The organism is Rhizobium sp. CB3090, assembly GCF_029714285.1.
In the GTDB taxonomy this organism is placed as follows: domain Bacteria; phylum Pseudomonadota; class Alphaproteobacteria; order Rhizobiales; family Rhizobiaceae; genus Rhizobium.
Genome location: NZ_CP121662.1, coordinates 3,028,101 through 3,052,132, shown reverse-complemented (window position 1 = coordinate 3,052,132; position 24,032 = coordinate 3,028,101). Strand labels below are relative to the sequence as shown.

The window sequence follows — 24,032 nt, the reverse complement described above, 5'->3', positions numbered from 1 at the left end:
AATGTCAACCGTTGAAATCTTGTCGCCCCGAACAGTCGCCAGACCTTTCACGCCGGAGGATGCCAGCGAGGTTTTCGCTTGCATTTCTCCAGAAATCACGCGGTTCATGGCTTGGGAGCCGCCACCATCGATGGTCGCTTTCGCTGAAGTCTGGCAGACTTGGCTTCCATCGATAGAAGCACGAACTGATATTCATCTGGTCGTTCGTGACAGAGGAAGCGGTCGTTGCCTCGGCATCGTCGGCATACATGCGCTGCAATCCGGTAGACCGGAACTTGGCATATGGCTTCGATACGATGTTCATGGACATGGGCTTGGGCGCGAGTTGATAGGCGCAGTTGCAGCATGGGTCAGCGCAAATGTTCCTGTTGAGTATTTTGAGTATCCGGTCGCGGAAGAGAACATCGCCAGCAGGCGGATTGCTGAAGCACATTGCGGCCGAATAATGGGGTATCGGACCAATTCGAAATATCGCGCAGTCGTCTATCGCCTGCCGCCGATTGGTTCTCAGAACCCATAAATATCGCGTTCAACGGCAAGATGGGGTTGTCGCAAAGTTCGACGGGAGGTCTGAATTTTGCGCGAATTTATGCGACAGACATTCGATCAATGCTCCACATCTTAGTTAGAAGCCGTGGAACACTCCCGGGTTTCCTTTTGCCGCCGCTCGGGGCATGGTCTGGCGCGATGACCAAAGATTCGTCCGATCTGTTCGGAGTGCTGTTCGAAGCCGCACCCGAAAACCCGACCATGAGCCGCACGGTTCCGGTTCTGGTGCCGATGCCGGCGCCGAAGCCTTATTCCTATGCGGTGCCGGAAGGCATGGCGGTCGAGCCCGGCTCGGTCGTGCAGGTGCCGCTCGGGCCGAGGCAGGTGATCGGCGTCGTCTGGGACGGCAACGACGAGGGCGGCATCGATCCGAAGAAGCTGCGGCCGATCAGCCACGTCTTCGATTGCCCGCCGCTCACCAAGGAGATGCGCGATTTCATCGACTGGGTGGCTGCCTATACGCTATCGCCTCCCGGGCTGGTGGCGCGCATGGCGCTGCGCGCGCCCGCAGCCTTCGATCCAGAACCGATGGTCGAAGGTCTGCGCTTCATCGGCGGCGCGCCGGAACGGCTGACACCGGCCCGCGCCCGGGTCATTGAGACGGCAAAGGACGGTCTGTCGTGGACGCGCAGCGGGCTGGCGCATGCCGCCGGCGTTTCGACCAGCGTCATCGACGGATTGATCACGCAAGGTATTTTCGAAACCATATTCCTGCCACCGCCGCCCGTCGTCGCGAGGCCCGATCCGGACTATATCGTCTCGCGACTCGAAGGTCCGCAGCGCGAAGCGGCCGATGAAATCCTTGCCGAGGTGCGCAAGGGCGAGTTTTCCGTGTCGCTGATCGACGGCGTTACCGGTTCCGGCAAGACCGAGGTCTATTTCGAGGCAATCGCCGAGACGCTGAAGCGTGGCAAGCAGGTGTTGATCCTGCTGCCGGAAATCGCGCTGACCGCCAGTTTCCTCGAGCGCTTCCAGGATCGTTTCGGTGCCAAGCCGGCCGAGTGGCACTCGGATCTGGCGCCGCGCATGCGCGAAAAGGTCTGGCGACAAGCCGTGACCGGCGAGGTGCGCGTCGTTGCGGGCGCACGCTCGGCGCTGTTCCTGCCCTTCGAAGAGCTGGGCTTGATCATCGTCGACGAGGAGCATGATCCTGCCTACAAGCAGGAGGATCGCGTCTATTATAATGCCCGCGACATGGCGGTCGTGCGCGGCAGGATCGGCGATTTTCCGGTGGTGCTGGTCTCGGCGACGCCTTCCGTCGAGAGCCAGGTCAACGGCCAGAGTGGGCGCTACAGCACCATCCATCTGCCGACCCGCTTCGGGGATGCGGCTCTTCCGGACCTGCATCTGATCGACATGCGCCGGCATGCGCCGGAGCGTGGCGGCTTCCTCTCGCCGCTGCTGATCCGGGCGATCGGCAAGACGGTGGAGAAAGGCCAGCAGTCGCTGCTGTTCCTCAACAGGCGCGGCTATGCGCCGCTGACGCTCTGCCGCGTCTGCGGGCACCGGTTCCAATGCCCGCAATGTTCAAGCTGGCTGGTGGAACATCGATTCCGCGGCCAGATCCAATGCCATCAATGCGGCTATGCCGAACGGACGCCCGAAGCCTGCCCGGAATGCGGCACGCTCGACCATCTCGTCGCCTGCGGGCCGGGCGTCGAACGCATCGCCGAGGAGGTCGAGCGGCATTTTCCGGAAGCACGGACGATCGTGCTCTCCTCCGACATCATGGGCGGGGTCAAGCGGCTGCGGCTGGAACTGGAGGCTATTGCCAAGGGCGAGGCGGATATCGTCATCGGCACACAGCTCGTCGCCAAGGGCCATAATTTCCCGCTGATGACGCTGGTCGGCATCGTCGATGCCGATCTTGGCCTTGCCAACGGCGATCCGCGCGCCGCCGAGCGGACATTCCAGTTGCTGTCGCAGGTGACGGGACGCGCGGGGCGGACCGGCCTCAAGAGCCATGGCTTGTTGCAGACCTATCAGCCGCAGCATCCCGTCATGCAGGCGATCGTTTCCGGTGATGCCAGCGCTTTCTACGAGCGCGAGATTTCGGAGCGCGAAAGAGCCATATTGCCGCCCTTCGGCCGGCTCGCCTCGATCATCGTGTCCGCCGATACCCGGCAGGATGCGGAGACGCACGCTCGCGGCATGCGCAATGCGGCGCCGCAGGTGCAAGGCATATCGGTGCTCGGGCCAGCCGAAGCGCCGCTCGCCCTGGTGCGCGGCCGCCACCGCTTCCGCCTGCTCGTGCACGGTCGGCGCAACTCGGACATGCAGGGTTTTCTAAGGGCCATGCTGGCGCAGGCGCCGAAGGAGCGCGGCTCCGTGCAGGTGCAACTGGACATCGATCCGCAGAGCTTTTTGTGATTTTCTATCGCATCGCTTGTGACTGTAATCGGTCGATAGCAACCTGTTTGTAGAGGCTTCCTTGTCGAAATTTCTTTTTGTTTTTTTGCTCGCTTGCTTGATTGCGTCGTCGGCAGGAGCCGAAATGCCGAACTTTTGCAAAAGGAGTCCTAACTACAATCCAGGTGAACCGATCGATGGGCGCTTTATGGGCGTTTCCTATGTGATCATGATGCACGCCTATGCCGAAAAATATTGCGGTGCAGCGCACAAGTCGATGCGAAACAAAATTCTTCAATATATTCAGAAGAACGGATGCGGCCCGGATACGGAAATCTATTCCGATGTGGAGGAATGGATAGCAAAAGGTGAGAGCTTCGATCTGAAACAGCTTGTAACCGAGGGAAGGCCGAATTCCCACTTGTCACCTAAAGAAGTGAGGAAGCGGGCTGCAATGAATGTTAAGGAGCTTGGCGGATGCTCAAAGTTGATGAAGGTTCATGATGCGACAGAGGAGGATTTGGGGCGCGATTGATACGCGAGCATATTTGCGGCTTCCGCCGGCTGTGGCGATTAGTGTCGGCAGCAATTGTCTCCGGCGGCGACGAAGCAACCTTTGTAGTGCTTTCCCTTTTTTCGGACTTCGTGCCATAAGACGCCAATAATATTATAAGTGATTTGGGGACGACCGATGGAGCTTTATTTTCCGACTGATCTCGGCGAGCAGCTTGCCTATTGCTCGGCGGCGTTTACGGCGCTCATCGGCTTCCTCGCGATGTTCGCGCCCGGCTACACCTATCGCTTCCTCAAATTGCAGGTGCGCGAAGGGCGGCCGGAAGCCTATGCCGAGGGGCGTTCGACCGGCGGCTTCTATCTGGGCTTCGGCTTGGTTGCGATTCTGCTCGCCCAGCCGATGGTTTACCTGGCGCTCGGCGCGTCCTTTGCCGTTGCCGCCTTTGGCCGCATCCTCTCGATCATGTCGGATCGCGGAAGTGTTCTTGTGAATCTGTTACTTCTGGTTGTCCAGGCGGTTTTGGCGGCTCTACCACTTCTGTACGGATTGGGCTATATTTGAGCGAAAATGCTCTCGCTTCGGCTGTGATTGCCCTCACTATCCCCATAGTTTTGAATTTTTGCCATCATAAATTCGCCCGAATAGCGTATTCGGCGATTACGCGTGTTGCGAGTCTCAATATCCTATGTTAGACGAACCCCGAATTTCGGATGAGGTAGGGGGAAGCCCCTGCTGATTTCTGGGGGAAATCAAAACGAATTCAAGAACATATGACTTCCGTCTCCCGGAAGCAGGATTCTTGGGTTGAAATCAGGGAATTTTGTGCCCGTGGCAGACACATCCCAGCATATTTCTGGTGTTGCAGAACGATATGCCTCGTCATTGTTCGAGCTGGCCCTTGAGGAAGGTGCCGTTCCGGCAGTGACTGCCGATCTCGATCGGTTCCAGGCCATGCTGGACGACAGCGATGATCTGAAGCGTTTCGTCTTGAGCCCGGTCTTTTCGGCCGAAGAGCAGGTCGGTGCCGTCGAGGCGCTGGCGACCAAGGCTGGCTTCGGCAATTACGTTACCAATTTCCTCAAGGTCGTGGCAGGCAACCGGCGCCTTTTTGCGCTGCCGGGCATGATCAAGGCTTTCCGTATTATTGCCGCACAGCATCGCGGTGAAGTTTCCGCCGAGATCACCTCGGCGCATGCGCTGACCCCGGCGCAGGAAGATGAATTGAAGGCGGCGCTGAAGGGCGTCACCGGCAAGGACGTGGCGATCGCCGTCACCGTCGATCCGTCGATTCTTGGCGGCCTGATCGTCAAGGTCGGCTCCCGCCAGATCGATACGTCCCTTCGCACCAAACTCTCCACCCTTAAGCTTGCATTGAAAGAGGTCGGCTGATGGATATCCGCGCCGCGGAAATTTCCGCAATTCTGAAAGATCAGATCAAAAACTTCGGCAAGGAAGCTGAAGTCTCCGAAGTCGGCCAGGTTCTCTCCGTCGGTGACGGTATCGCCCGCGTCTACGGTCTGGACAATGTTCAGGCCGGCGAAATGGTCGAATTCCCCGGCGGCATCCGCGGCATGGCGCTGAACCTCGAATCCGACAACGTCGGCGTGGTTATCTTCGGTTCCGACCGTGACATCAAGGAAGGCGACACCGTCAAGCGCACCGGCGCGATCGTGGACGTTCCGGTTGGTCCGGAACTTCTCGGCCGCGTTGTCGACGCGCTCGGCAACCCGATCGACGGCAAGGGCCCGATCAATGCGACCCGCCGCGCACGCGTCGACGTCAAGGCTCCGGGCATCATTCCGCGCAAGTCGGTTCATGAGCCGATGTCGACCGGTCTCAAGGCCATCGATGCTCTGATCCCGGTCGGCCGCGGTCAGCGCGAGCTCGTCATCGGCGACCGCCAGACCGGCAAGACCGCCATCATTCTCGACACGATCCTGAACCAGAAGGCCATCCACGATGCCGGTCCGGACAGCGAAAAGCTGTACTGCGTCTACGTCGCCGTCGGCCAGAAGCGTTCGACCGTTGCCCAGTTCGTCAAGGTGCTCGAAGAGCGTGGCGCACTGAAGTACTCGATCATCATCGCCGCAACGGCTTCCGACCCGGCTCCGATGCAGTTCCTGGCGCCGTTCGCCGGCTGCGCTATGGGCGAATATTTCCGTGACAACGGCATGCATGCCCTGATCGGCTATGACGACCTGTCGAAACAGGCTGTTTCCTATCGTCAGATGTCGCTGCTGCTGCGCCGCCCGCCGGGCCGCGAAGCCTATCCGGGCGACGTTTTCTACCTGCACTCGCGCCTCCTTGAGCGCGCCGCCAAGATGAACGACGAAAAGGGTGCCGGTTCGCTGACGGCTCTGCCGGTCATCGAAACGCAGGGCAACGACGTTTCGGCCTTCATTCCGACCAACGTGATCTCGATCACCGACGGCCAGATCTTCCTTGAAACCGACCTGTTCTACCAGGGTATCCGTCCGGCCGTTAACGTCGGTCTGTCGGTTTCGCGCGTCGGTTCGTCCGCGCAGATCAAGGCAATGAAGCAGGTTGCCGGCTCGATCAAGGGCGAACTCGCCCAGTATCGCGAAATGGCCGCCTTCGCTCAGTTCGGTTCGGACCTCGATGCAGCAACGCAGCGCCTGCTGAACCGCGGTGCCCGCCTGACCGAGCTCCTGAAGCAGCCGCAGTTCTCGCCGCTGAAGACGGAAGAGCAGGTTGCGGTGATCTTCGCCGGCGTCAACGGCTATCTCGACAAGATCGCCGTTCCGCAGATCGGCAAGTTCGAGCAGGGCCTGCTTTCCTACCTGCGGTCGGAAGGCAAGGACATCCTCGATGCGATCCGCACCGAAAAGGCCATCAGCGACGCGACCAAGGGCAAGCTCATCACTGCTCTCGACAGCTACGCCAAGTCTTTCGCCTGATCGGGCCTCACTTCTAGGACGGATACCGGATGCCTTCACTTAAGGATCTGAAAAACCGGATCGCCTCCGTCAAGGCGACGCAGAAGATCACCAAGGCGATGAAAATGGTCGCCGCGGCGAAGCTTCGGCGTGCCCAGGAGGCGGCGGAGGCCGCACGGCCCTATTCGCAGCGCATGAGCGCCGTTCTTGCCAATATTGCGGCTGCCGTCAGCGATGCCGACAGTGCACCGCCGCTGATGACCGGCACCGGCAAGAGCGATGTGCATTTGCTCATCGTCTGCACGGCCGAACGCGGCCTTTGCGGCGGTTTCAACTCGCAGATCGCGCGTTTTGCCCGCGATCACGTGCGCAAGCTGCTGGCCGAAGGCAAGACCGTGAAGATCTTCACGGTTGGCAAAAAGGGTTATGACATCCTGCGCCGCGAGTACGCTTCGCTGATCATCGAGCGCAAGGAACTGCGCGACGTCAAGCGTATCGGGTTCGACAATGCCGATGCCATCGGCAGGCGTGTCATCGAAATGTTCGAAGGCGGCGAGTTCGACGTCTGCACGTTGTTCTATTCCGAATTCAAGTCGGTGATCAGCCAGGTGCCGACCGCGTTGCAGCTCGTTCCGGCTTCGGCTCCGGCCGCTGTCGAGGAAGATGCCGCTCACAAAGGCGCCATTTACGAATACGAGCCGGATGCGGCTTCGATCCTCGCGGACCTGATCCCGCGCAACATCTCCGTCCAGATCTTCCGCGCGTTGCTTGAAAACGTCGCCGGCGAGATGGGCGCCAAGATGAGCGCGATGGACAATGCGACGCGCAATGCTGGTGAGATGATCAACAAGCTGACGCTGAACTACAACCGTCAGCGCCAGGCACAGATCACCAAGGAATTGATTGAAATCATTTCGGGCGCGGAAGCGCTCTGAGGTTAGGGAAAGAGGGTAAGAATATGGCTGACGCAGCTATGGCCGCAGTTTCGGTCGGCAAGGTTACGCAGGTTATCGGCGCCGTCGTGGACGTTTCTTTCGATGGCGATCTGCCGAAGATCCTGAATGCTCTCGAAACCGACAACAACGGCAACCGCCTTGTTCTGGAAGTCGCACAGCATCTGGGCGAGAACTCGGTCCGCACGATCGCCATGGACTCCACCGAAGGTCTGGTTCGTGGTCAGTCCGTTTCGGACACGGGCGCGCCGATCTCCGTTCCGGTCGGTCACGAAACGCTCGGCCGTATCATGAACGTCATCGGCGAGCCGGTCGACGAAGCGGGTCCGCTCAACACTTCCAAGAAGCGCGCCATTCACCAGGACGCTCCGTCTTACGTTGAGCAGTCCACGGAAGGCCAGATCCTCGTCACCGGCATCAAGGTCGTCGACCTGCTCGCTCCTTACGCAAAGGGCGGCAAGATCGGCCTGTTTGGCGGCGCCGGCGTCGGCAAGACCGTTCTCATCATGGAACTGATCAACAACGTCGCCAAGGCGCACGGTGGTTACTCGGTCTTTGCAGGCGTGGGTGAACGTACCCGCGAAGGCAACGATCTCTACCACGAAATGATCGAATCGGGCGTCAACAAGCATGGCGGCGGCGAAGGTTCCAAGGCAGCACTGGTTTACGGCCAGATGAACGAACCGCCGGGCGCCCGCGCTCGCGTCGCTCTGACCGGTCTGACGGTTGCTGAAAATTTCCGCGATGAAGGCCAGGACGTTCTGTTCTTCGTCGACAACATCTTCCGCTTCACCCAGGCAGGCTCGGAAGTGTCCGCTCTGCTCGGCCGTATTCCTTCGGCCGTGGGCTATCAGCCGACGCTCGCCACCGACATGGGTCAGATGCAGGAACGCATCACCACGACGACAACGGGCTCGATCACCTCGGTCCAGGCCATTTACGTTCCGGCCGACGACTTGACCGACCCGGCGCCGGCCACCTCGTTCGCCCACTTGGACGCAACGACGGTTCTGTCGCGCTCGATCGCTGAAAAGGGTATCTACCCGGCCGTCGACCCGCTCGACTCCACCTCGCGCATGCTCGACCCGATGGTCGTCGGCGAAGAGCACTATGAAGTCGCCCGTAAGGTTCAGTCGACCCTGCAGCGCTACAAGGCTCTCCAGGACATCATCGCCATCCTCGGCATGGACGAACTTTCGGAAGAAGACAAGCTGGCTGTTGCCCGCGCCCGCAAGATCGAGCGCTTCCTGTCGCAGCCGTTCTTCGTCGCAGAAGTCTTCACCGGTTCGCCGGGCAAGCTCGTTGCTCTCGAAGACACGATCAAGGGCTTCAAGGGCTTGGTCAACGGCGAATACGACCACCTGCCGGAAGCCGCTTTCTACATGGTCGGCTCGATTGAAGAAGCGATCGAAAAGGCCAAGAAGCTGGCTGCCTGATAAAGCCGATCGAACGGCGCGCGAAGTTTCGTGCGCCGTTGCCTTGAAATAAAGACAATCGAGAAGTGACCGGTCATGCCTGACAATTTCAATTTCGAACTGGTGTCTCCGGAGCGTCTGCTTCTGTCGGAGCAGGTTGTCGATGTCGTCATTCCCGCCAGTGAAGGCGAAATGACCGTCATGGCCCATCATGCTCCGACGATGACAACGATCAAGCCGGGCATCGTCAAGGTGCATTCGGCATCGGGCAAGAAGCAGGATTACATCGTATTCGGCGGCTTCGCCGATATTCTGCCGACCGGTTGCACGCTGCTTGCCGAATCCGCAATTCCGGTGGAGGATATGAGCCGCGACGAGCTGGAGCGCCGCATCAACGCCGCCAAGGCCGAGCTTGAGGATGCCGAGCATCACGAGCATAAGTCGCGCCTGGAGCACTTCATCATGGAACTGACGCATCTGCGCGGCGCAATCAAGCAAGATTGATTTGTCCTTCCCTCGTCCCGACGGGGAGAGGGTGGCGCGATACGCGCCGGGTGAGGGGGCGCTGCCGGCGATCGCCTCACTTTTTGTTTAAAAACACAATGATTTCGCTAGTAACGCCCCCTCAACCCGTGCGTTCCGCACGACCTTCTCCCCGCTGGGGCGAAGGTATCGACGACTTATCCTTCGTGATGTTTGCCACCTAGACCTGCTGCGCAAGGAGAAGATGCCGGTGCAACTGGCCTGCTTCCGGCGAAAGGGCGCGGAAGCGCGGCGCGCCGAGATAGTATCCGAAGCCGGTTTCGACCCGGTCGTTGCCGACTGTGACCAGTGCACCAGAGCGCAGGTGTTCTTCGATAAGGCCGAGGCTGCCGAGCGCGATGCCCTCGCCGCGTAAGGCCGCCTCGACTGCCATGATATAGGTGGAGAAGGAAAGCCGCGGCCGCGGCAGTTTGCCCTTGTGCGGATTGCCGATACGGCTGAACCATTGGCGGAAGCTGATCCAGTGGGCGTTGAAGCGCTCGTAATCGATCAGATCCAGCCCGGCAATGTCGGCCGACGTCAATGCCTGCGGCTCCAGACTGCGATTGGTCAGATAATCCGGCGAGGCGATCGGCACCAGCACTTCCTTCATCAGCAGTGTCAGGTTCCAGCGCGGATGCTCGCCGGTGGAATAGAGAATGACGAGATCGTTGGTTTCCGACGCGAGTTCCGAGGGCGAGTCCGTCGTCAGCAAACGGACGGAGATGCCGGGGCTCTCCTTGCCGAAATCCTTGAGCCGCTGTCCGAGCCAGAGATGCGAGACCGAGCCGCTGGCGGCGATCGAGATGATTTCGCCCGTGCCGGAGCGGAAAGGCTCGAGGCTCTCTTCAAGATATTCGAGTGTCGCCCGTACTCGCTGGAACAGCCGCTCGCCATCCGGCGTCAGCGCCAGGTTGCGGCCGCGCCGGGTAAAGAGCGCGGCGCCCAGATGATCTTCCAGTCCCTTGATGCGGCGGCTGACGGCGGCCTGGGTGATGTTCAACTCGCGGCCGGCGCGGGAAAAGTTCATCGCGCGAGCTGCGGCGTCGAACACGCGAAACGCCTCCAGCGGTATTTTCCCGAGCATCGGTCCTCCATAACTTCAGATCATCAATATTCCCGAAAAATGGCCGGATTTGAAGAGCTGAAATTGTGATGCAGGATTGCGGTATCGTTTTCAGCCGTTAGCCCAAAGGGGATTCTTCGTGTCCTTCTCCATATCCGCCATTCCGGACATTCGTTTCGGCGAGGGCGCCCTCTCTGGCCTTGCTGCTGCGATCAAATCCTTCGATTGCGCTGGTGCCGTTCTGCTTGTGATCGATGCCTTCCTGGCGCAATCGGGCCTTGCCACCGAGATCAGCGGCGAGCTTGCCGAAGCGGGCGTGAAGACGCAGGTTTTTTCCGATTTTGCCGGAGAGCCGAAGCTTGCGCATCTGCGTGCGGCGATCAAGCTGGGGCAGGGCGTCGACATGGTGATCGGCGTCGGCGGCGGCTCGGCACTGGATATCGCCAAGATTGTCGCCTGTTGCGCGACATCGGGCGAAGACCCGATGTTTTATGCGCTGGCAGCTAACCCCCTCCCGAAGAACCCGCTGAAGAAGATCATGGTGCCGACGACGGCCGGCACTGGCTCGGAGACCTCGGCCACCAATATCTTCACCGGCCCGCAAGGCAAGAAGCTCTGGATCTGGGGGCCGGAGACAAAGGCCGATCTCGTCATCCTCGATCCGGCGTTGACGACCACGCTGCCGGCCAATCTCACCGCCTGGTGCGGCCTCGACGCCTTCATCCATGCTTTCGAGGCGGCGACGAATCGCAACACGCATCGCGGTGGCCAGCTCTACGCCCATCAGGCGCTGCGGCTGATCATCGGCGCTCTGGAAACGGCGGTGAAGGAGCCCGGCAATATCGGGGCGCGGGGCGACGTGCTGCTCGGCTCCTGCTTCGCCGGCATTGCCATCGACAATTGCGGCACCGCGATTGCCCACAATATCAGCCATGCGCTGGCGGGTCTTGCGCCGGTTCACCACGGGCTCGCAACCGCCCTCGGCTTTGAAGCGACGCTGCCCTGGCTGGTCGCAGCGGATACCGACGAACTCAATGCCGCCGCGAGAGCCTGCGGCCTCGAAAGTGCTGCGGCTCTGCCCGCCTTCGTCTCCGATTGGATGGATCGTTGCGGTATCATCCGCGCCTTGCCGCCGGCATTCATGCCCTTCGCCGCCACCGATCTGGCGCGGGAAATGCGTGCTCCGGAAAATCAGCCGATGCGGCGTTCGACCATCCGCGATGTGACGGATGCCGATATCGACCGCTTTGCCGCCACGGTCATGGCGCTGCCGAAAGGAATCTGAGATGAGCAAGACTTACACACGTGACTATTGGGAAGCCGTCTTGTCCGGCCTCAAGTTCGAAGGACGGCATTTCATCGATGGCGCTTATCATCCATCTTCATCCGGCACGACTTTTACCCGTATCCGGCCGATGGATGGCAGGCGGGGGCCGGAATTGGCGCGCGGCAATGCCGCCGATGTTGACGCGGCTGTGACGGCTGCACGCACTGCCTTCGAAAGCGGCGTCTGGCGGAAGAAGGAGCCGCTGGAAAAGAAGAAGATCATGCTTCGCTGGGCCGAGCTCATCCGCGCCCATGGCGAAGAACTCGCCATGCTGGAGACGCTGGATGTCGGCAAGCCTATCACGGCGTCGCTGACAGTCGATGTCCGCCTTTGCGCCGATGGCATCCAGTTTTACGGCGAGATGATCGACAAAATGTATGACGAGATCGCGCCGACCGGGCCGAATGCCCGCGCTTTGGTACGCAAGGTGCCGATCGGCGTTGTGGGCGCGATTACGCCCTGGAACTATCCGATGATCATCGATGCCTGGAAGCTCGGGCCGGCGATTGCTGCCGGCAATTCCGTGGTGCTGAAGCCGGCGGAACAATCGTCGCTCTCGGCCATTCGCCTCGCCGAACTTGCTTTCGAAGCGGGCCTGCCCGCCGGCGTTTTCAATGTCGTGACCGGCTATGGCGAAGAGGCCGGCAAGCCGCTGGCGCTGCACGTGGATGTCGACATGATCGCCTTCACCGGCTCGACCGAGGTCGGAAAGCTGATCATGGGTTACGCGGCGCAGTCGAACGTCAAGCGCGTGGCGTTGGAACTCGGCGGCAAGTCGCCGTTGGTCGTTTTCGAAGACGCCGATCTCGATGCGGCGGCGAGCGCGGCTGCCTGGGGCTGCTTCTACAATTCCGGCGAGACTTGCCACGCCTCGACGCGGCTCATCGTGCAGCGCTCGGTGCAGGAGGCGCTGATTGCGAAGATCGAGGCGGTGACACAGTCCGATATCGTGCTCAGGCATCCACTCGATCCGTTCGCCCAGATCGGTGCGCTGATCGAGGAGGAACATATGAACAAGGTGCTTTCCATGATTGCGGCCGGTGAGAAGGAAGGGGCTCGCCGCGCTTTCGGTGCTGAGCGGGTGCTGAGCGAGACCGGCGGCTATTATGTCTCGCCTGGCGTCTTCGTCGATATGACCAATGATATGAGCCTGGCGCGGCAGGAGATTTTTGGGCCGGTGCTCGCCGCCATTCCCTTCGATACCGAGGAGGAGGCGCTCAACATCGCCAACGATACGATCTATGGCCTTGCCGGTGCCGTCTTCACCAAAGACATGGACCGCGCCCACCGCTTTTCCGAGGCGATCCATGGGGGCACCGTATGGATCAACACATATGATATGTCGAATTTCTCAACGCCTTTCGGAGGCTTCAAGCAATCCGGTTTCGGCCGTGATCGTTCAGTGCATGCGATCGACAAATATTGCGATTACAAGACCATCTGGCAGCAGTTCGGCTGAGGTTGCGGGAGGCACGACCATGAGCAAGATCGTTTCCATCGAGATCACCCATCACCGGCTGCCGCTCGATCCGCCGTTCAAGGCGAGCTGGGATGGGCGGCCACGCCGGCATTTCGATGCGACGATCGTCCGTGTTCGAGACGATGAGGGTCGCGAGGGTATCGGTTCCGGCGACCTCATGAAGGGTTTCGAAGGGCATGAGGACCTGTTCATCGGCCAGGACCCGCGGCATCTGGAGCGTCATTACGAGGTCCTGTCGCATATCAATTTTCACTATGGCCGCTGCTGGCCAATGGACCTGGCGTTGTGGGATCTTTCCGGCAAGATCACCGGCGAACCGGTCTGGCGGATGCTCGGTGGGCGGGCCAGCCGCGTACGGCTCTATGCTTCCTCCGGCGTGCTACGCGAGCCGGCCGCGATGGCGGAGCAGGCGGAACGTTATCTCGACGAAGGTTTTCCGGCGATGAAGGTGCGCTTCTCCTCATCCGCAGGCGGGCGTGGCAGCTGGCTAGATGATGTGAAGGCGCTAGAGGCGATACGTGCCCGTGTCGGCACCAAGCTGGAGCTGATGGTCGACTGCAACCAGGGTTGGCGTATGCCCTGGGACACGACATTGCCGTGGACCTTCAAGGACGCGCTGACGGTCGCGAAGGAGCTGGAGCGGCTTGGCATCTATTGGATGGAGGAGCCGCTGCACCGTTCGGACCGTAAAGGCATGAAGGAGCTGAAGCAGGCGACGTCGGTACGCATCGCTGGCGGCGAGATGACGCGTGAACTCTATGAATTCCGCGACATCATCGAAGAACGTGCCTTCGATATCGTCCAGCCGGATGTGGCGCTGGTCGGCGGCATTACCGGCTGCCGGCGGGTGGCCTACCAGGCGCGCGAGGCGGGCGTCCAATTTACGCCGCACTCATGGACGAATGGTATCGGTGTGCTGGCGAACGCGCATTTGACCGCGGGTGTCGGCGATGCGCCCTGGCTCGAATATCCGTATGACAATCCGGAGTGGAGCGAGGCCCGTCGTGACTATCCGATGGCGATGCCGCTCAAGCACGATGAGGGTTGGCTGGATTTGGGGCTATCTCCCGGCCTCGGCGTTGTTCTCGATGAAGAGCGTTTGAAAGCCACCCGCGTCTGATGCTCGGCCTCTCCCCGGTCGAGTTTCGTTTCCCACCTTATCTGCCGCCCGATGGTTTCCGTTGGGCGGCCTTTTTCTCAGACATGGGTGTCGTGCCGCGTGCCGTCTGCTCGCGCGTGCGGGCCCAGCGAATGACCGGGCGTTCGAGAAGAAAATAGCTGGCAGTTCCGATCGCGAAGATGATGACGATTGCGACGAGGCTCAATGTGATCCATCCGCTGAGCACATCATCGGAGCCGGTGCCGAAGGTCCAGGGGAAGAGCGTGGTCATCAGCGTCAGCACGATATCCTGCCAGATATAAACGCCGAAGGAGACGGTGGCGATATAACGGACGACACCGGTATCGAGCAGCTTAGGAAGCAGCCGCGATTGCGGAAGCGTGGCAAGCGAGATGGCGACGGCCAGCGGAAGCAATGGGAATTGATAGGGAATGCCAAGCCAGGCATAGCCTTCCGATGCGCCGCCAATGGACTGCGGCAATTGCCATGCGCCCATGCCGATCGCGAGTACGCCGACGATATCGTAGATTGCCGAGTGGCGGGCCGGGAGAATGGTCTGGATTCCGCCTGCCAGCGCCCCGATCGCGAATATCGCGAAGAAACCGATGGGGTTGTAGCGCGGCATCCACTCCTTGGCGCCCCCCTCGAAGCCATATTGCCATCCCTTCCCGACGCTATCCGTCGGAAGATAGGTCACCACCAGCCAGTGGCCGATCAGCGAGGCGGCGATAATGCCGATCCAGAACAGGCGGCTGACGAGAGCGGAGCGCAATCTCGGCTTCGCATAGAACAGCAGCAGGAACCCGATCGGCAGAAGAACATAGCAGGTCGTCTCGAAGGGGATCGACCATAGGGGTCCGTCACCCTGCACCGGAAAAAAGGTGCGCCAATGCCATTGGCTCATCAGGAAAAAGCCGGCGATGTAGCGGCCGATCAGCTCTCCATCGAGCGGAAACCCATAGACCGTGAAGCTGAGCACGAAGCCGACCGTCAGGGCAAACCAGAAGCCCGGCAGGATGCGCGCTGCGCGGCGCATGGTGTAGATCTTCAACGAAGGCAGCGGCTGGGCTCTATCCAGCGCCAGCCAGAAGGGGCGCGAGAGAAGAAAGCCGCTAAGAACGAAGAAGACCGAGACGCCGTGATTGCCGAAGCGCGCCAGTATAAAGGTCAGGTCCAAGCCTGGCGGGATTTTGTCGAAATTCATTCGAAGCGCAAGATGGTGGACAAGCACCATCAGACATGCGACGGCGCGCATGAAATCCGCTCCTCCCAGACGTTTCTCGTTCTCCATCCCCCAGTACCGTCGAAACTGCCTTGCTACTGGGTTAGGTCATCGAGGCGACTTCGGCAAGTGCGGCTTTCCGGCAAGGTAAACTTCTGGGTGCGCAACAGACGCCCGAACCTGGTATTTCAGGTCCGGGCGTCAAGCCGGTCTTTCGCACCTGCCAGAAACGAAAGACCGGATTCGAATATTGTTGAGGGATCAAGCGGCGACGGAGCGATAGGGGCGTATTGCCCGAGCCGGTTTCAACGCTGCGCTCCACCAATTCAGCCGCGCCATCATCTGCACCAATGCCTGACGGGCTTCGATCGGGTTTTCGAGAGCGCCATCTTCGGCGAACCGGCCCCATGGATTGGCGAAACTGACAGTGTCGCGCACTGTGACGGCATGCAGTTCGGCAAAGACCAGCCGCAACTGTTCGACGGCGCGAAGCCCGCCGGAAATGCCGCCATAGGAGACGAAGGCGACCGGCTTGCCCTGCCATGGCTCGTAGACGAGATCGAGCACGAATTTCAGCGAGCCCGTGAAGCTGTGATTGTATTCCGGTGTGACGACGATGAAGGCGTCCGCCTGGGAGAGCCGCTCGGCGAGGTCCGCGACGGCCGGATGCTCCTTGTCGTGGTGGACCGGCAGGCCGAATTCCAGGGGGTCGATAATATCGAGCTCGATCAACGGATAGTTTGCCAGCTCGCGGACGACCCAATTGACCACACGGTCACATAGTCGCCCCTTGCGGGTGCTGCGGTAGAGAATTGCCAGCCGGGTTGGTTCTGTCATGCGTTGCTCCTGCTTTACGCGCTTCGGAGCAGGAGCTATAGAACCTCAAGTAAAGTTGAGGTCAAGGGCTCGTCATGGGAAAAATCGAATCCGATCAATTTTCCAAATTATTGACGGTGGGCGAGGTGGCGGCGCGCAGCGGCGTTGCGGTTTCGGCACTGCATTTCTACGAGGCGAAAGGGCTGATCGAGAGTCACCGCAGTCGCGGCAATCAGCGGCGCTATGCCCGCGAGGTCTTGCGTCGGGTGGCGATCATCAAGGTGGCGCAGCGTGTCGGCATACCGCTTGCCGAGATTCAGGCGGCTCTTGACACGCTGCCGCAAAGCCGGACGCCGACAGGCGCCGATTGGCGGGCGCTTTCGGCACAATGGAAGGATGATCTCGATAACAGGATCAGGCGGCTCCAAGGCCTGCGCGATAAGCTCGACGGCTGCATCGGCTGCGGCTGCCTCTCGATGCAGACCTGTCCCCTGCGCAACCCATGGGATGAGTTGGCAAAAGAAGGCCCCGGGCCGCGGCTGCTGGATCCAGAAGGCTGAAACGGGAAGAGTGGAAGCCTACGCGTGAACGCGCGTGCCGGCCATGTAATCATCCAGCGCGGCTGCTTCATCCCTCGAGAGATAGAGGCCCTTCTTCGAACGGCGCCAAAGGACGTCGGCGGCGGTATAGGCCCATTCATGCGCCATGAGATAGCGGATTTCCATCTCGTAGAGATCGCTGCCGAAGTGGCGGCCGAGATCGGCGGCACTCTTCGCATCTCCAAGGAGCATGGCAGCGCGGGTGCCATACCGGCGCACCAGCCGGCGGGCATGCGGATCGGCGAGGAAGGGATAGCGCGCCTTCAGCTTGGTGACTTCGGCCTCATAGCCGCGAACCGGGAAATCGCCGCCCGGCAGGGAGCTCTTGGCGGTCCATGGCGTACCTTTGAGGCCGATGACCTCGCCGATCTTTTCCAGCGCATGTTCGCTTAAGCGCCGATAGGTGGTGAGCTTGCCGCCGAAAACATTGAGCAACGGTGCCTGTCCTTCGGCGCCCTCGACCTTCAGCACATAATCGCGCGTTGCCTCCTGTGCCTTCGAGGCACCGTCGTCATAGAGCGGACGTACGGCGGAATAGGTCCAGACGATGTCTTCGCGGCGGACCGGCTCCTTGAAATATTCACTGGCGGCGTTGCAGAGATAGGTGGTTTCCTCGTCGGAAATCTTCACATCCTTCGGATCATCCTTGTAGTCGCGGTCCGTCGTGCCGATCAGGGTGAAATCCTGTTCGTAAGGGATGGCGAAGATGATGCGGTTATCCGGATTCTGGAAGAAATAGGCGCGGGGATCGTCGAACTTCTTGCGGACGATGATATGGCTGCCCTGTACCAGGCGGACATTGTGCACCTGGTTCCTGCCGAAGGCGTCGGACAGAACATGGTCGACCCAGGGACCGGCGGCGTTGACCAGCATGCGCGACTGGAACGTACGCTTCTCGCCGGTGATGGTGTCCTGTGTTTCGATCGTCCAGGCAGCACCGTCGCGGCGGGCGGAAATGACCTTGGTCCGCGGCATGATCGTTGCGCCGCGGTCGGCCGCGTCGCGGGCGTTGAGCACGACCATGCGCGCATCGTCCACCCAGCCGTCGGAATATTCGAAAGCCTTGGTGAAGAGCGCCTTCAGCGGTTTTCCCGCAGGATCCCTCTTCATGTCAAGCGTTGCGGTGGGAGGCAGCAGCTTGCGGCCGCCGAGATGATCATAGAGGAAGAGACCGAGGCGGATGAGCCAGGCCGGGCGGATGCCGCCCTTGTGATAGGGCAAAACGAAACGCATCGGCCAGATGATGTGCGGCGCCATTGCCCAGAGCACTTCACGCTCCATCAGCGACTCGCGCACAAGGCGGAATTCGTAATGTTCAAGGTAGCGCAGGCCGCCATGGACGAGCTTGGTGGCTCCGGAAGACGTGCCGGAGGCGAAATCATTCATTTCCGCAAGAGCCACCTTATAGCCGCGCCCGGCTGCGTCACGAGCGATGCCGCAGCCATTGATGCCGCCGCCGATAACGAAAATGTCGTAAATCTGCTCGCTCACCCGCCCCTCCGAAAAGGTCTGCCATTTTGGGAAATGGAAAATTCGAAAATTGATTCATCTAAAACGAAATCAATCCGAATGTCAAACGAACGTTTCGTGACGAAAGCGGTGAGACGATCAATTCTGGCGGCGTGAGGTTTCCACCAGGCGAACGCCGTGTTCGGCCGCGGCGGCGCGGACGGACTCGACGCGACATTCGTCGGTAACGAAAGTATGAACTTGCGAGAGATGGCCGATGCGCACCGGAGCGGTGCGTTCGAACTTGGTGCTGTCGGCTACCAGGATGACATGGCGGGCATTGGCAATGATCGCCTGCGCCACTTTCACTTCGCGGAAATCGAAATCCAGAAGCGCGCCATCAGCATCGACGGCGGAGGTGCCGATGACGGCGTAGTCCACCTTGAATTGCCTGATGAAGTCGACGGCGGCCTCCCCGACGATGCCGCCGTCCGAGCCACGCACGACACCGCCTGCGATGACGACCTCGATCGAGGGGAAAATTCGTAACTTGTTGGCAACGTTGATGTTATTCGTGATAACCATCAGTTCGTGGTGGCCGAGCAGGGCCTCGCCGACCGCTTCCGTGGTGGTGCCGATATTGATGAAAAGGGAGGTATTGTTGGGGATGAGGCCGGCGGCGGCGCGGCCGATCGCCTGCTTTTCGGGGGCGGCGATGGAGCGGCGCGCTTCGTATTTGACGTTTTCCGTGCCGCCGGGAAAGATCGCGCCGCCGTGGACGCGCGATAGAACGCGGCCGTCGCAAAGGTCGTTCAGGTCCTTGCGGATGGTTTGTGGCGTCACGGAAAAGCGAAGCGCCAGTTCCTCCACCAGCACGCGCCCCTCAGCCTTGGCGATTTCCAGAATCTCCGTTTGGCGTCCCGATAGGAACATTGTCGACGCTCCCTTTCTTTCGTTTTTTCGTCATCATATGATAAAGTGAAAATTCCGCAATTGCGGACGCGCGGAATCTGCGAATTGGGGAGGTCATGGTGTTTCATCCGAAGCTATTCGAAAGTCGCAATGTCGTCGTCACCGGCGCCGGCCGTGGGATCGGACTGGAGGTGGCGCGGCAGTTTCTTGATTGCAGCGCACGGGTCCTCGTCCATGTCGGCCGCGATGCCGGCCGCGAGCTGCCCGATTTTCTGATGGAAGCCGAACTCGATCGCCGCGCCTTTCTCGTTCCTGCCGATTTCACGAGCGAGACCGGCACGAGGGACTTTGCTCTTGCCGCTGCTGACGTGTTCGACCGCATCGATGTGCTGGTCAATAATGCCGGCACCATGGTCGGCCGCTTTCCGGCCGGCGAGTTGACCGACGAGTGGTATGACCGGATCGTTCAGCTCAACCAGACTTCCGTCGTCGAGGTGACAAGGGCGCTGCTGCCGCTGTTGCGGGCAGCCGGGCAGGCGGCGATCGTCAATACGGTTTCGATCTCGGCTTTGACCGGCGGCAGTCCAGGGTCGGCGATCTATTCCGCCTCCAAAGCCTTCGTCGCCACCTATTCGAAAGCTTTGGCGCGCGAACTGGCGCCGGACGGTATCCGGGTGAATTGCGTATCGCCGGGAACCATCGCGACCGATTTCCACGAACGTTACTCGTCGAAGGAGAAGCTCGAACAGACGCGGCGATCTATTCCGCTACAGCGTCTGGGCACAGCGGAGGATTGCGCGCCTGCCTATCTCTTCCTCGCCGCGCCGACGCTCTCCGGCTACATCACGGGACAGGTGATCGAGATCAATGGCGGACAGCTTATCTGCTGATAAATCGGACCTTTTTTGGTATTCTGCGACCTTTTGAACCAGCTTATAGACTGATAATATTATAAGCATATCTCTATGTGAGTTCATCACTAGAGGCCATCCTATGTCGCTGTCTCCACCGCCTGTCGGTGCTGCCGAGCATAATGTCGAGGAAATGACTGCGAAGGCCCGAAGGGCGAGTATCCTGTTGAAAGCTCTGTCGCACGAGACGCGGCTGAGCATACTCTTCATGCTGGCCAAGCGCGAAAAGACCGTCACGGAGATCGAGGAACTCCTCGGTCTGCAGCAGGCGGTGGTGTCGCAACATCTGGCACGGTTGCGCCTGGAAAAGCTGGTCGATACCCGGCGGGAGGGCCGGCTCGTCTATTATGCCGTCGCCAGTTCAGAAATCTGCACTGTGGTCAATTCGCTGCAGCAGGCCTTCTGCGGCGGTTGCTGATCATCCGGAAGTTTGGAAACTCCTGAAGCCTCGGTTTGGCCTCCAATTCATCATCGTATCGTCAACTGACTGACACGACATTGTTATGCAGAGATGCTAATACTCCTTCAAAACATAAAAGGAGGATAGGCCCATGCAGAATAATGAGATGACGATGTCGGAAGTTCTGCGAGATCCGATGATCCGGCAGATGCTCCGAGCCGATCGCGTGTCGCTGAGCGACTTTGCGATGCTTTTGAAGAAAACGGCTCGTGCGAGACATGCGGCTTCTGCAACAGAGAGTGTGGTGCCGCTCATCCCTCCCGTTTTCATGGAGCGTCCATCGGCGAGTGTCGAGGCAGGTCTCTAGGCTCAGGGCGAGCCGAATAACCACCGTTGGGCGGAAATCCGCCCCATGCCACGCTTTTGCTTTCCAATGTTGCGCTGATGCCCTGGCCCGTTTAACTCTCGTATTCAGGAGAGTTAAATGATCGACAAGCTGGAATTCTTCATCGCGCTTGCCAACCAGAAGCATTTCGGCCGTGCTGCGGAGGAATGCGGGGTGACGCAGCCGACATTGTCGGCGGCGATCAGGCAGTTGGAGGATCAGCTCGGCGTCATGCTCGTCAGTCGCGGTTCGCGGTTTCAGGGTTTGACGCCGGAGGGCCAGCGGGTGCTGGAATGGGCGCGGCGCATTGTCGGCGATACCAGGACCATGCGCGAGGAAATGCGGGCGGCGCGCAAGGGGCTTGCCGGCCACATCCGCATCGCCGCCATTCCGACGGCGCTTGCCATGGTGCCGAAAATCACGGCGCCGTTTCAGGAGCGGCATCCCGACGTCACTTTCTCCATCGTCTCGCGCAATTCGCTGCAGGTGCTGAGCCTGCTCGAAAACCTCGAGATCGATGCCGGCATCACCTATCTGGAAAATGAGCCGCTCGGTCGCGTCACCAGCGTGCCGCTCTATGCCGAGCGCTATCATCTGATTACGGCGGCGGGCAGTCCGCTGGCCGAGCGTGCAAGCGTGACCTGGAAAGAAGTAGGCCATCTTCGGCTTTGTCTATTGACGGCCGACATGCAGAACCGGCGGATCATCAATCGACATCTCGCCGAGGCCGGCGCAACGGTGGAGCCGACGCTGGAATCCAATTCGATGATCGTGCTGTTTGCCCATGTCCAGACCGGACGCTGGGCGAGCATCATGCCGAAGAATATCGCTGATTCCTTCGGTTTTCCCGCCGACATTCACAAAATTCCGATTACGGAGCCGGATGCAGAACATCTCGTCGGTCTGGTTGCGACGCATCGCGAGCCGTTTACGCCACTCGTTTCTGCTTTGTTGCACGAGGCGCGATTGCTTGCTGAAGGGGGTAAAGATCGATAGGAATTTTCTATCGATTGACGAGACTGCATTATTGATCCATCGGCTCTTCCCTGCGATTTTCGCTCCATCGGCCATGCGTTCGCGTGTTCGCAGAGGAGAAGCCTGGGAGGCTGCTTATGAGTTTGCATCTTGGTTCGGGCGAGATTGCAGCCCGCGCCGGCGTTATCATCGACCGCATGAAGTCGATGGAAGGGCCACTCCTGCCAATCCTGCACGGAATCCAGGAGGAGTTTGGCTATGTGCCGCAGGATACGCTGCCGTTGATCGCAAAGGCGCTGAACCTGTCTCGCGCCGAAGTGCATGGTGTAATGACCTTCTACCATGATTATCGCGATCATCCCGCCGGCCGGCATGTGCTGAAGCTCTGTCGCGCCGAAGCCTGCCAGTCGATGGGCGGTGATGCGCTGGCAGCGCGGATCAAGCAATTGCTGGGCATCGATTTCCACCAGACGACGCTGGATGGCAGCGTGACGCTGGAGCCGGTATACTGTCTCGGTCTCTGCGCCTGTGCGCCGTCGGCGATGCTGGACGGCGAGCTTCATGGCCGCCTGGACGATGAGGCCGTCGAAGATCTGGTGATGGAGGCGCGCCGATGACGCTGAAGATTTACATCCCCCGCGATGCCGCCGCTCTTTCCCTCGGAGCGGAGAAGGTGGCGAAGGCTCTCGCGCAGGAGATCGCCAGCCGGGGCCTTGATGCGCAGATCGTGCGCAACGGCTCGCGCGGCATGTTCTGGCTGGAGCCGCTGGTCGAGGTCGAGGTCGATGGCAAGCGTATCGGCTATGGGCCGGTGAAGGCCAAGGACGTGGCTGAGATCTTCGACGCCGGGCTCATCACCGGCGGCGCTCATCCGCTCTGTCTCGGGGAGGTCGAAAACCTCCCATTCCTCAAGGAACAGACCCGTCTCACCTTCGCCCGCTGCGGCATCATCGATCCTCTTTCGCTGCAAGACTACGAAGCTCACGGCGGTTTGAAGGGGCTGCGTCGTGCCGTCGGCATGGTGGCGGCTGACATCGTGAAGGAAGTGACCGACTCCGGCCTGCGCGGTCGTGGCGGTGCAGGTTTCCCGACCGGCATCAAATGGAAGACGGTGCTCGATGCGTCGGGCGAGCGCAAATACATTGTCTGCAATGCCGATGAGGGCGATAGCGGCACTTTCGCCGACCGTATGATCATGGAAGGCGATCCCTTCGTGCTGATCGAGGGCATGGCGATTGCCGGCCTCGCAACCGGCGCGACCAAGGGCTTCGTCTATACGCGCTCGGAATATCCGCATGCGATCGCCGTGATGACCGAGGCGGTCGAGATGGCGCGCAAGGCCGGCATCCTCGGATCGTCTGTTCTTGGATCCGGCAAGGCCTTCGATATGGAGATCCGTTCCGGCGCCGGCGCCTATGTCTGCGGCGAGGAAACGTCGCTGCTCAATAGCCTCGAAGGCAAGCGCGGTGTCGTACGCGCCAAGCCGCCGTTGCCGGCGCACAAGGGGCTGTTCGACTGCCCGACCGTTATCAACAACGTCATTTCGCTCGCCTCCGTTCCTGTCATCATGGACAAGGGCGCAGCCTTTTATCGTGATTTCGGCATGGGCCGCTCGCGCGGCACGATTCCCCTCCAGATCGCAGGCAACGTCAAATATGCCGGCCTTTATGAGACCGCGTTCGGCCTGTCGCTCGGCGATATCGTCGACAGGATCGGCGGTGGCACGAGGACTGGCCGGCCGGTAAAGGCGGTGCAGGTCGGCGGGCCGCTGGGCGCTTATTTCCCGCGTGCCCTGTTCGATACGCCGTTCGACTACGAGGCCTTTGCGGCCAAGGATGGTCTGATCGGCCACGCCGGCATCGTCGTTTTCGATGATACTGCCGATATGCTGAAACAGGCACGTTTTGCGATGGAATTCTGCGCGGTGGAAAGCTGCGGCAAGTGCACGCCCTGCCGTATCGGCTCGATCCGCGGCGTAGAAACGGCCGATAACATTGCACGCGGCATCGAACCGGAGAAGAACCGCGCCTTGCTTGCCGATCTCTGCAACACGATGAAGTTCGGCTCGCTCTGCGCACTCGGCGGTTTCACGCCCTATCCTGTCGTGAGCGCGATGACCCATTTCCCGGAGGACTTTTCTCCGGCTCCCTTGATTGAAGCGGCGGAGTAAT

At 60.3% G+C, this 24,032-nt stretch carries 24 protein-coding genes; 19 read left to right on the top strand and 5 right to left on the bottom strand.

What is annotated here, in order from left to right:
- Nucleotide 1: 1 nt before the first annotated feature.
- The 9 genes from QA646_RS14660 to QA646_RS14620 all read left to right on the top strand — a co-directional run bounded on the left by QA646_RS14660 (nucleotide 2) and on the right by QA646_RS14620 (nucleotide 9,181).
- Nucleotides 2-520 carry a GNAT family N-acetyltransferase gene (locus QA646_RS14660; protein ID WP_283056149.1) on the top strand — a complete coding sequence of 173 codons (519 nt, stop codon included), beginning with the start codon at nucleotides 2-4 and terminating at the stop codon, nucleotides 518-520.
- Nucleotides 521-687: 167 nt separating this feature from the next.
- Nucleotides 688-2,919 (top strand): primosomal protein N', encoded by a 2,232-nt coding sequence (locus QA646_RS14655; protein WP_283056148.1) that lies wholly within the window; start codon nucleotides 688-690, stop codon nucleotides 2,917-2,919.
- A 61-nt stretch (nucleotides 2,920-2,980) separates the two neighbouring features.
- A complete protein-coding gene (locus tag QA646_RS14650; RefSeq protein WP_283056147.1) occupies nucleotides 2,981-3,433 on the top strand; it encodes a hypothetical protein in 453 nt (150 codons plus the stop codon).
- A 156-nt stretch (nucleotides 3,434-3,589) separates the two neighbouring features.
- Nucleotides 3,590-3,973 carry a DUF4345 family protein gene (locus tag QA646_RS14645; protein WP_283056146.1) on the top strand — a complete coding sequence of 128 codons (384 nt, stop codon included), beginning with the start codon at nucleotides 3,590-3,592 and terminating at the stop codon, nucleotides 3,971-3,973.
- 261 nt (nucleotides 3,974-4,234) lie between these two features.
- Nucleotides 4,235-4,801 carry a F0F1 ATP synthase subunit delta gene (locus tag QA646_RS14640; RefSeq protein ID WP_283056145.1) on the top strand — a complete coding sequence of 189 codons (567 nt, stop codon included), beginning with the start codon at nucleotides 4,235-4,237 and terminating at the stop codon, nucleotides 4,799-4,801.
- Nucleotides 4,801-6,330 carry a F0F1 ATP synthase subunit alpha gene (gene atpA / locus QA646_RS14635; protein WP_283056143.1) on the top strand — a complete coding sequence of 510 codons (1,530 nt, stop codon included), beginning with the start codon at nucleotides 4,801-4,803 and terminating at the stop codon, nucleotides 6,328-6,330. The genes QA646_RS14640 and atpA overlap by 1 nt, the downstream gene beginning before the upstream one ends.
- Nucleotides 6,331-6,359: 29 nt before the next feature.
- Complete coding sequence (locus tag QA646_RS14630; protein WP_283056142.1) at nucleotides 6,360-7,244, top strand: F0F1 ATP synthase subunit gamma; 885 nt, start codon at nucleotides 6,360-6,362, stop codon at nucleotides 7,242-7,244.
- A 23-nt stretch (nucleotides 7,245-7,267) separates the two neighbouring features.
- On the top strand, nucleotides 7,268-8,698 hold the full coding sequence (atpD, locus tag QA646_RS14625) for a F0F1 ATP synthase subunit beta (RefSeq protein WP_283056141.1): 1,431 nt from the start codon (nucleotides 7,268-7,270) through the stop codon (nucleotides 8,696-8,698).
- A 75-nt stretch (nucleotides 8,699-8,773) separates the two neighbouring features.
- Nucleotides 8,774-9,181 carry a F0F1 ATP synthase subunit epsilon gene (locus tag QA646_RS14620; RefSeq protein WP_283056140.1) on the top strand — a complete coding sequence of 136 codons (408 nt, stop codon included), beginning with the start codon at nucleotides 8,774-8,776 and terminating at the stop codon, nucleotides 9,179-9,181.
- A 199-nt stretch (nucleotides 9,182-9,380) separates the two neighbouring features.
- On the opposite strand, the gene QA646_RS14615 is transcribed toward QA646_RS14620, so the two are convergent.
- A complete protein-coding gene (locus tag QA646_RS14615) occupies nucleotides 9,381-10,286 on the bottom strand; it encodes a LysR substrate-binding domain-containing protein (protein ID WP_283056139.1) in 906 nt (301 codons plus the stop codon).
- A 118-nt stretch (nucleotides 10,287-10,404) separates the two neighbouring features.
- Between QA646_RS14615 and QA646_RS14610 the strand changes: the two genes are divergently transcribed.
- The 3 genes from QA646_RS14610 to QA646_RS14600 are packed head-to-tail and all read left to right on the top strand — an operon-like array spanning nucleotide 10,405 to nucleotide 14,192.
- Entirely contained in the window at nucleotides 10,405-11,550 is a 1,146-nt protein-coding gene (locus QA646_RS14610; protein WP_283056138.1) for an iron-containing alcohol dehydrogenase, read from the top strand.
- A gap of 1 nt (nucleotide 11,551) precedes the next feature.
- On the top strand, nucleotides 11,552-13,051 hold the full coding sequence (locus tag QA646_RS14605) for an aldehyde dehydrogenase (protein ID WP_283056137.1): 1,500 nt from the start codon (nucleotides 11,552-11,554) through the stop codon (nucleotides 13,049-13,051).
- 19 nt (nucleotides 13,052-13,070) lie between these two features.
- On the top strand, nucleotides 13,071-14,192 hold the full coding sequence (locus tag QA646_RS14600) for a mandelate racemase/muconate lactonizing enzyme family protein (protein WP_283056136.1): 1,122 nt from the start codon (nucleotides 13,071-13,073) through the stop codon (nucleotides 14,190-14,192).
- Nucleotides 14,193-14,229: 37 nt separating this feature from the next.
- On the opposite strand, the gene QA646_RS14595 is transcribed toward QA646_RS14600, so the two are convergent.
- Both QA646_RS14595 and QA646_RS14590 read right to left on the bottom strand, forming a co-directional pair.
- Nucleotides 14,230-15,483, bottom strand: a complete 1,254-nt coding sequence (locus QA646_RS14595; protein ID WP_283056135.1) for an acyltransferase — start codon at nucleotides 15,481-15,483, stop codon at nucleotides 14,230-14,232.
- A gap of 192 nt (nucleotides 15,484-15,675) precedes the next feature.
- Nucleotides 15,676-16,251, bottom strand: a complete 576-nt coding sequence (locus QA646_RS14590) for an NAD(P)H-dependent oxidoreductase (protein WP_283056134.1) — start codon at nucleotides 16,249-16,251, stop codon at nucleotides 15,676-15,678.
- Nucleotides 16,252-16,325: 74 nt separating this feature from the next.
- Here QA646_RS14590 and soxR point away from each other — a divergent pair, with 74 nt between their 5' ends.
- On the top strand, nucleotides 16,326-16,790 hold the full coding sequence (soxR, locus tag QA646_RS14585) for a redox-sensitive transcriptional activator SoxR (RefSeq protein WP_283056133.1): 465 nt from the start codon (nucleotides 16,326-16,328) through the stop codon (nucleotides 16,788-16,790).
- A gap of 18 nt (nucleotides 16,791-16,808) precedes the next feature.
- Here soxR and glpD read toward each other — a convergent pair whose 3' ends face one another.
- Both glpD and QA646_RS14575 read right to left on the bottom strand, forming a co-directional pair.
- Nucleotides 16,809-18,320, bottom strand: coding sequence for a glycerol-3-phosphate dehydrogenase (gene glpD / locus QA646_RS14580; RefSeq protein ID WP_283056132.1), 1,512 nt, complete (start codon nucleotides 18,318-18,320; stop codon nucleotides 16,809-16,811).
- Nucleotides 18,321-18,437: 117 nt separating this feature from the next.
- The gene (locus QA646_RS14575; protein WP_133709140.1) at nucleotides 18,438-19,211 is read right to left on the bottom strand and encodes a DeoR/GlpR family DNA-binding transcription regulator; all 774 of its coding nucleotides are present in this window, start codon (nucleotides 19,209-19,211) and stop codon (nucleotides 18,438-18,440) included.
- A 98-nt stretch (nucleotides 19,212-19,309) separates the two neighbouring features.
- Between QA646_RS14575 and QA646_RS14570 the strand changes: the two genes are divergently transcribed.
- The 6 genes from QA646_RS14570 (at nucleotide 19,310) to QA646_RS14545 (ending at nucleotide 24,031) form a co-directional block, all read left to right on the top strand.
- A complete protein-coding gene (locus QA646_RS14570; protein ID WP_283056131.1) occupies nucleotides 19,310-20,080 on the top strand; it encodes an SDR family oxidoreductase in 771 nt (256 codons plus the stop codon).
- A 103-nt stretch (nucleotides 20,081-20,183) separates the two neighbouring features.
- Entirely contained in the window at nucleotides 20,184-20,519 is a 336-nt protein-coding gene (locus QA646_RS14565; protein ID WP_283056130.1) for a metalloregulator ArsR/SmtB family transcription factor, read from the top strand.
- Nucleotides 20,520-20,652: 133 nt separating this feature from the next.
- Nucleotides 20,653-20,868, top strand: coding sequence for a hypothetical protein (locus QA646_RS14560; RefSeq protein WP_283056129.1), 216 nt, complete (start codon nucleotides 20,653-20,655; stop codon nucleotides 20,866-20,868).
- A 117-nt stretch (nucleotides 20,869-20,985) separates the two neighbouring features.
- The gene (locus QA646_RS14555) at nucleotides 20,986-21,882 is read left to right on the top strand and encodes a LysR family transcriptional regulator (RefSeq protein ID WP_283056128.1); all 897 of its coding nucleotides are present in this window, start codon (nucleotides 20,986-20,988) and stop codon (nucleotides 21,880-21,882) included.
- Nucleotides 21,883-21,998: 116 nt separating this feature from the next.
- The gene (locus QA646_RS14550) at nucleotides 21,999-22,478 is read left to right on the top strand and encodes a formate dehydrogenase subunit gamma (RefSeq protein WP_283056127.1); all 480 of its coding nucleotides are present in this window, start codon (nucleotides 21,999-22,001) and stop codon (nucleotides 22,476-22,478) included.
- Nucleotides 22,475-24,031, top strand: a complete 1,557-nt coding sequence (locus QA646_RS14545; protein ID WP_283056126.1) for an NADH-quinone oxidoreductase subunit NuoF — start codon at nucleotides 22,475-22,477, stop codon at nucleotides 24,029-24,031. The genes QA646_RS14550 and QA646_RS14545 overlap by 4 nt, the downstream gene beginning before the upstream one ends.
- Nucleotide 24,032: the final 1 nt, after the last annotated feature.

Excerpts from the sequence above, each read along its gene's own strand:
- QA646_RS14660 (WP_283056149.1), top strand. The coding sequence starts at position 2 with ATGTCAACCGTTGAAATCTTGTCGCCCCGAACAGTCGCCAGACCTTTC.
- QA646_RS14655 (WP_283056148.1), top strand. The coding sequence starts at position 688 with ATGACCAAAGATTCGTCCGATCTGTTCGGAGTGCTGTTCGAAGCCGCA.
- QA646_RS14645 (WP_283056146.1), top strand. The coding sequence starts at position 3,590 with ATGGAGCTTTATTTTCCGACTGATCTCGGCGAGCAGCTTGCCTATTGC.
- atpA (WP_283056143.1), top strand. The coding sequence starts at position 4,801 with ATGGATATCCGCGCCGCGGAAATTTCCGCAATTCTGAAAGATCAGATC.
- QA646_RS14630 (WP_283056142.1), top strand. The coding sequence starts at position 6,360 with ATGCCTTCACTTAAGGATCTGAAAAACCGGATCGCCTCCGTCAAGGCG.
- atpD (WP_283056141.1), top strand. The coding sequence starts at position 7,268 with ATGGCTGACGCAGCTATGGCCGCAGTTTCGGTCGGCAAGGTTACGCAG.
- QA646_RS14620 (WP_283056140.1), top strand. The coding sequence starts at position 8,774 with ATGCCTGACAATTTCAATTTCGAACTGGTGTCTCCGGAGCGTCTGCTT.
- QA646_RS14615 (WP_283056139.1), bottom strand. The coding sequence starts at position 10,286 with ATGCTCGGGAAAATACCGCTGGAGGCGTTTCGCGTGTTCGACGCCGCA.
- QA646_RS14605 (WP_283056137.1), top strand. The coding sequence starts at position 11,552 with ATGAGCAAGACTTACACACGTGACTATTGGGAAGCCGTCTTGTCCGGC.
- QA646_RS14600 (WP_283056136.1), top strand. The coding sequence starts at position 13,071 with ATGAGCAAGATCGTTTCCATCGAGATCACCCATCACCGGCTGCCGCTC.
- QA646_RS14595 (WP_283056135.1), bottom strand. The coding sequence starts at position 15,483 with ATGGAGAACGAGAAACGTCTGGGAGGAGCGGATTTCATGCGCGCCGTC.
- QA646_RS14590 (WP_283056134.1), bottom strand. The coding sequence starts at position 16,251 with ATGACAGAACCAACCCGGCTGGCAATTCTCTACCGCAGCACCCGCAAG.
- soxR (WP_283056133.1), top strand. The coding sequence starts at position 16,326 with ATGGGAAAAATCGAATCCGATCAATTTTCCAAATTATTGACGGTGGGC.
- QA646_RS14575 (WP_133709140.1), bottom strand. The coding sequence starts at position 19,211 with ATGTTCCTATCGGGACGCCAAACGGAGATTCTGGAAATCGCCAAGGCT.
- QA646_RS14565 (WP_283056130.1), top strand. The coding sequence starts at position 20,184 with ATGTCGCTGTCTCCACCGCCTGTCGGTGCTGCCGAGCATAATGTCGAG.
- QA646_RS14560 (WP_283056129.1), top strand. The coding sequence starts at position 20,653 with ATGCAGAATAATGAGATGACGATGTCGGAAGTTCTGCGAGATCCGATG.
- QA646_RS14555 (WP_283056128.1), top strand. The coding sequence starts at position 20,986 with ATGATCGACAAGCTGGAATTCTTCATCGCGCTTGCCAACCAGAAGCAT.
- QA646_RS14550 (WP_283056127.1), top strand. The coding sequence starts at position 21,999 with ATGAGTTTGCATCTTGGTTCGGGCGAGATTGCAGCCCGCGCCGGCGTT.
- QA646_RS14545 (WP_283056126.1), top strand. The coding sequence starts at position 22,475 with ATGACGCTGAAGATTTACATCCCCCGCGATGCCGCCGCTCTTTCCCTC.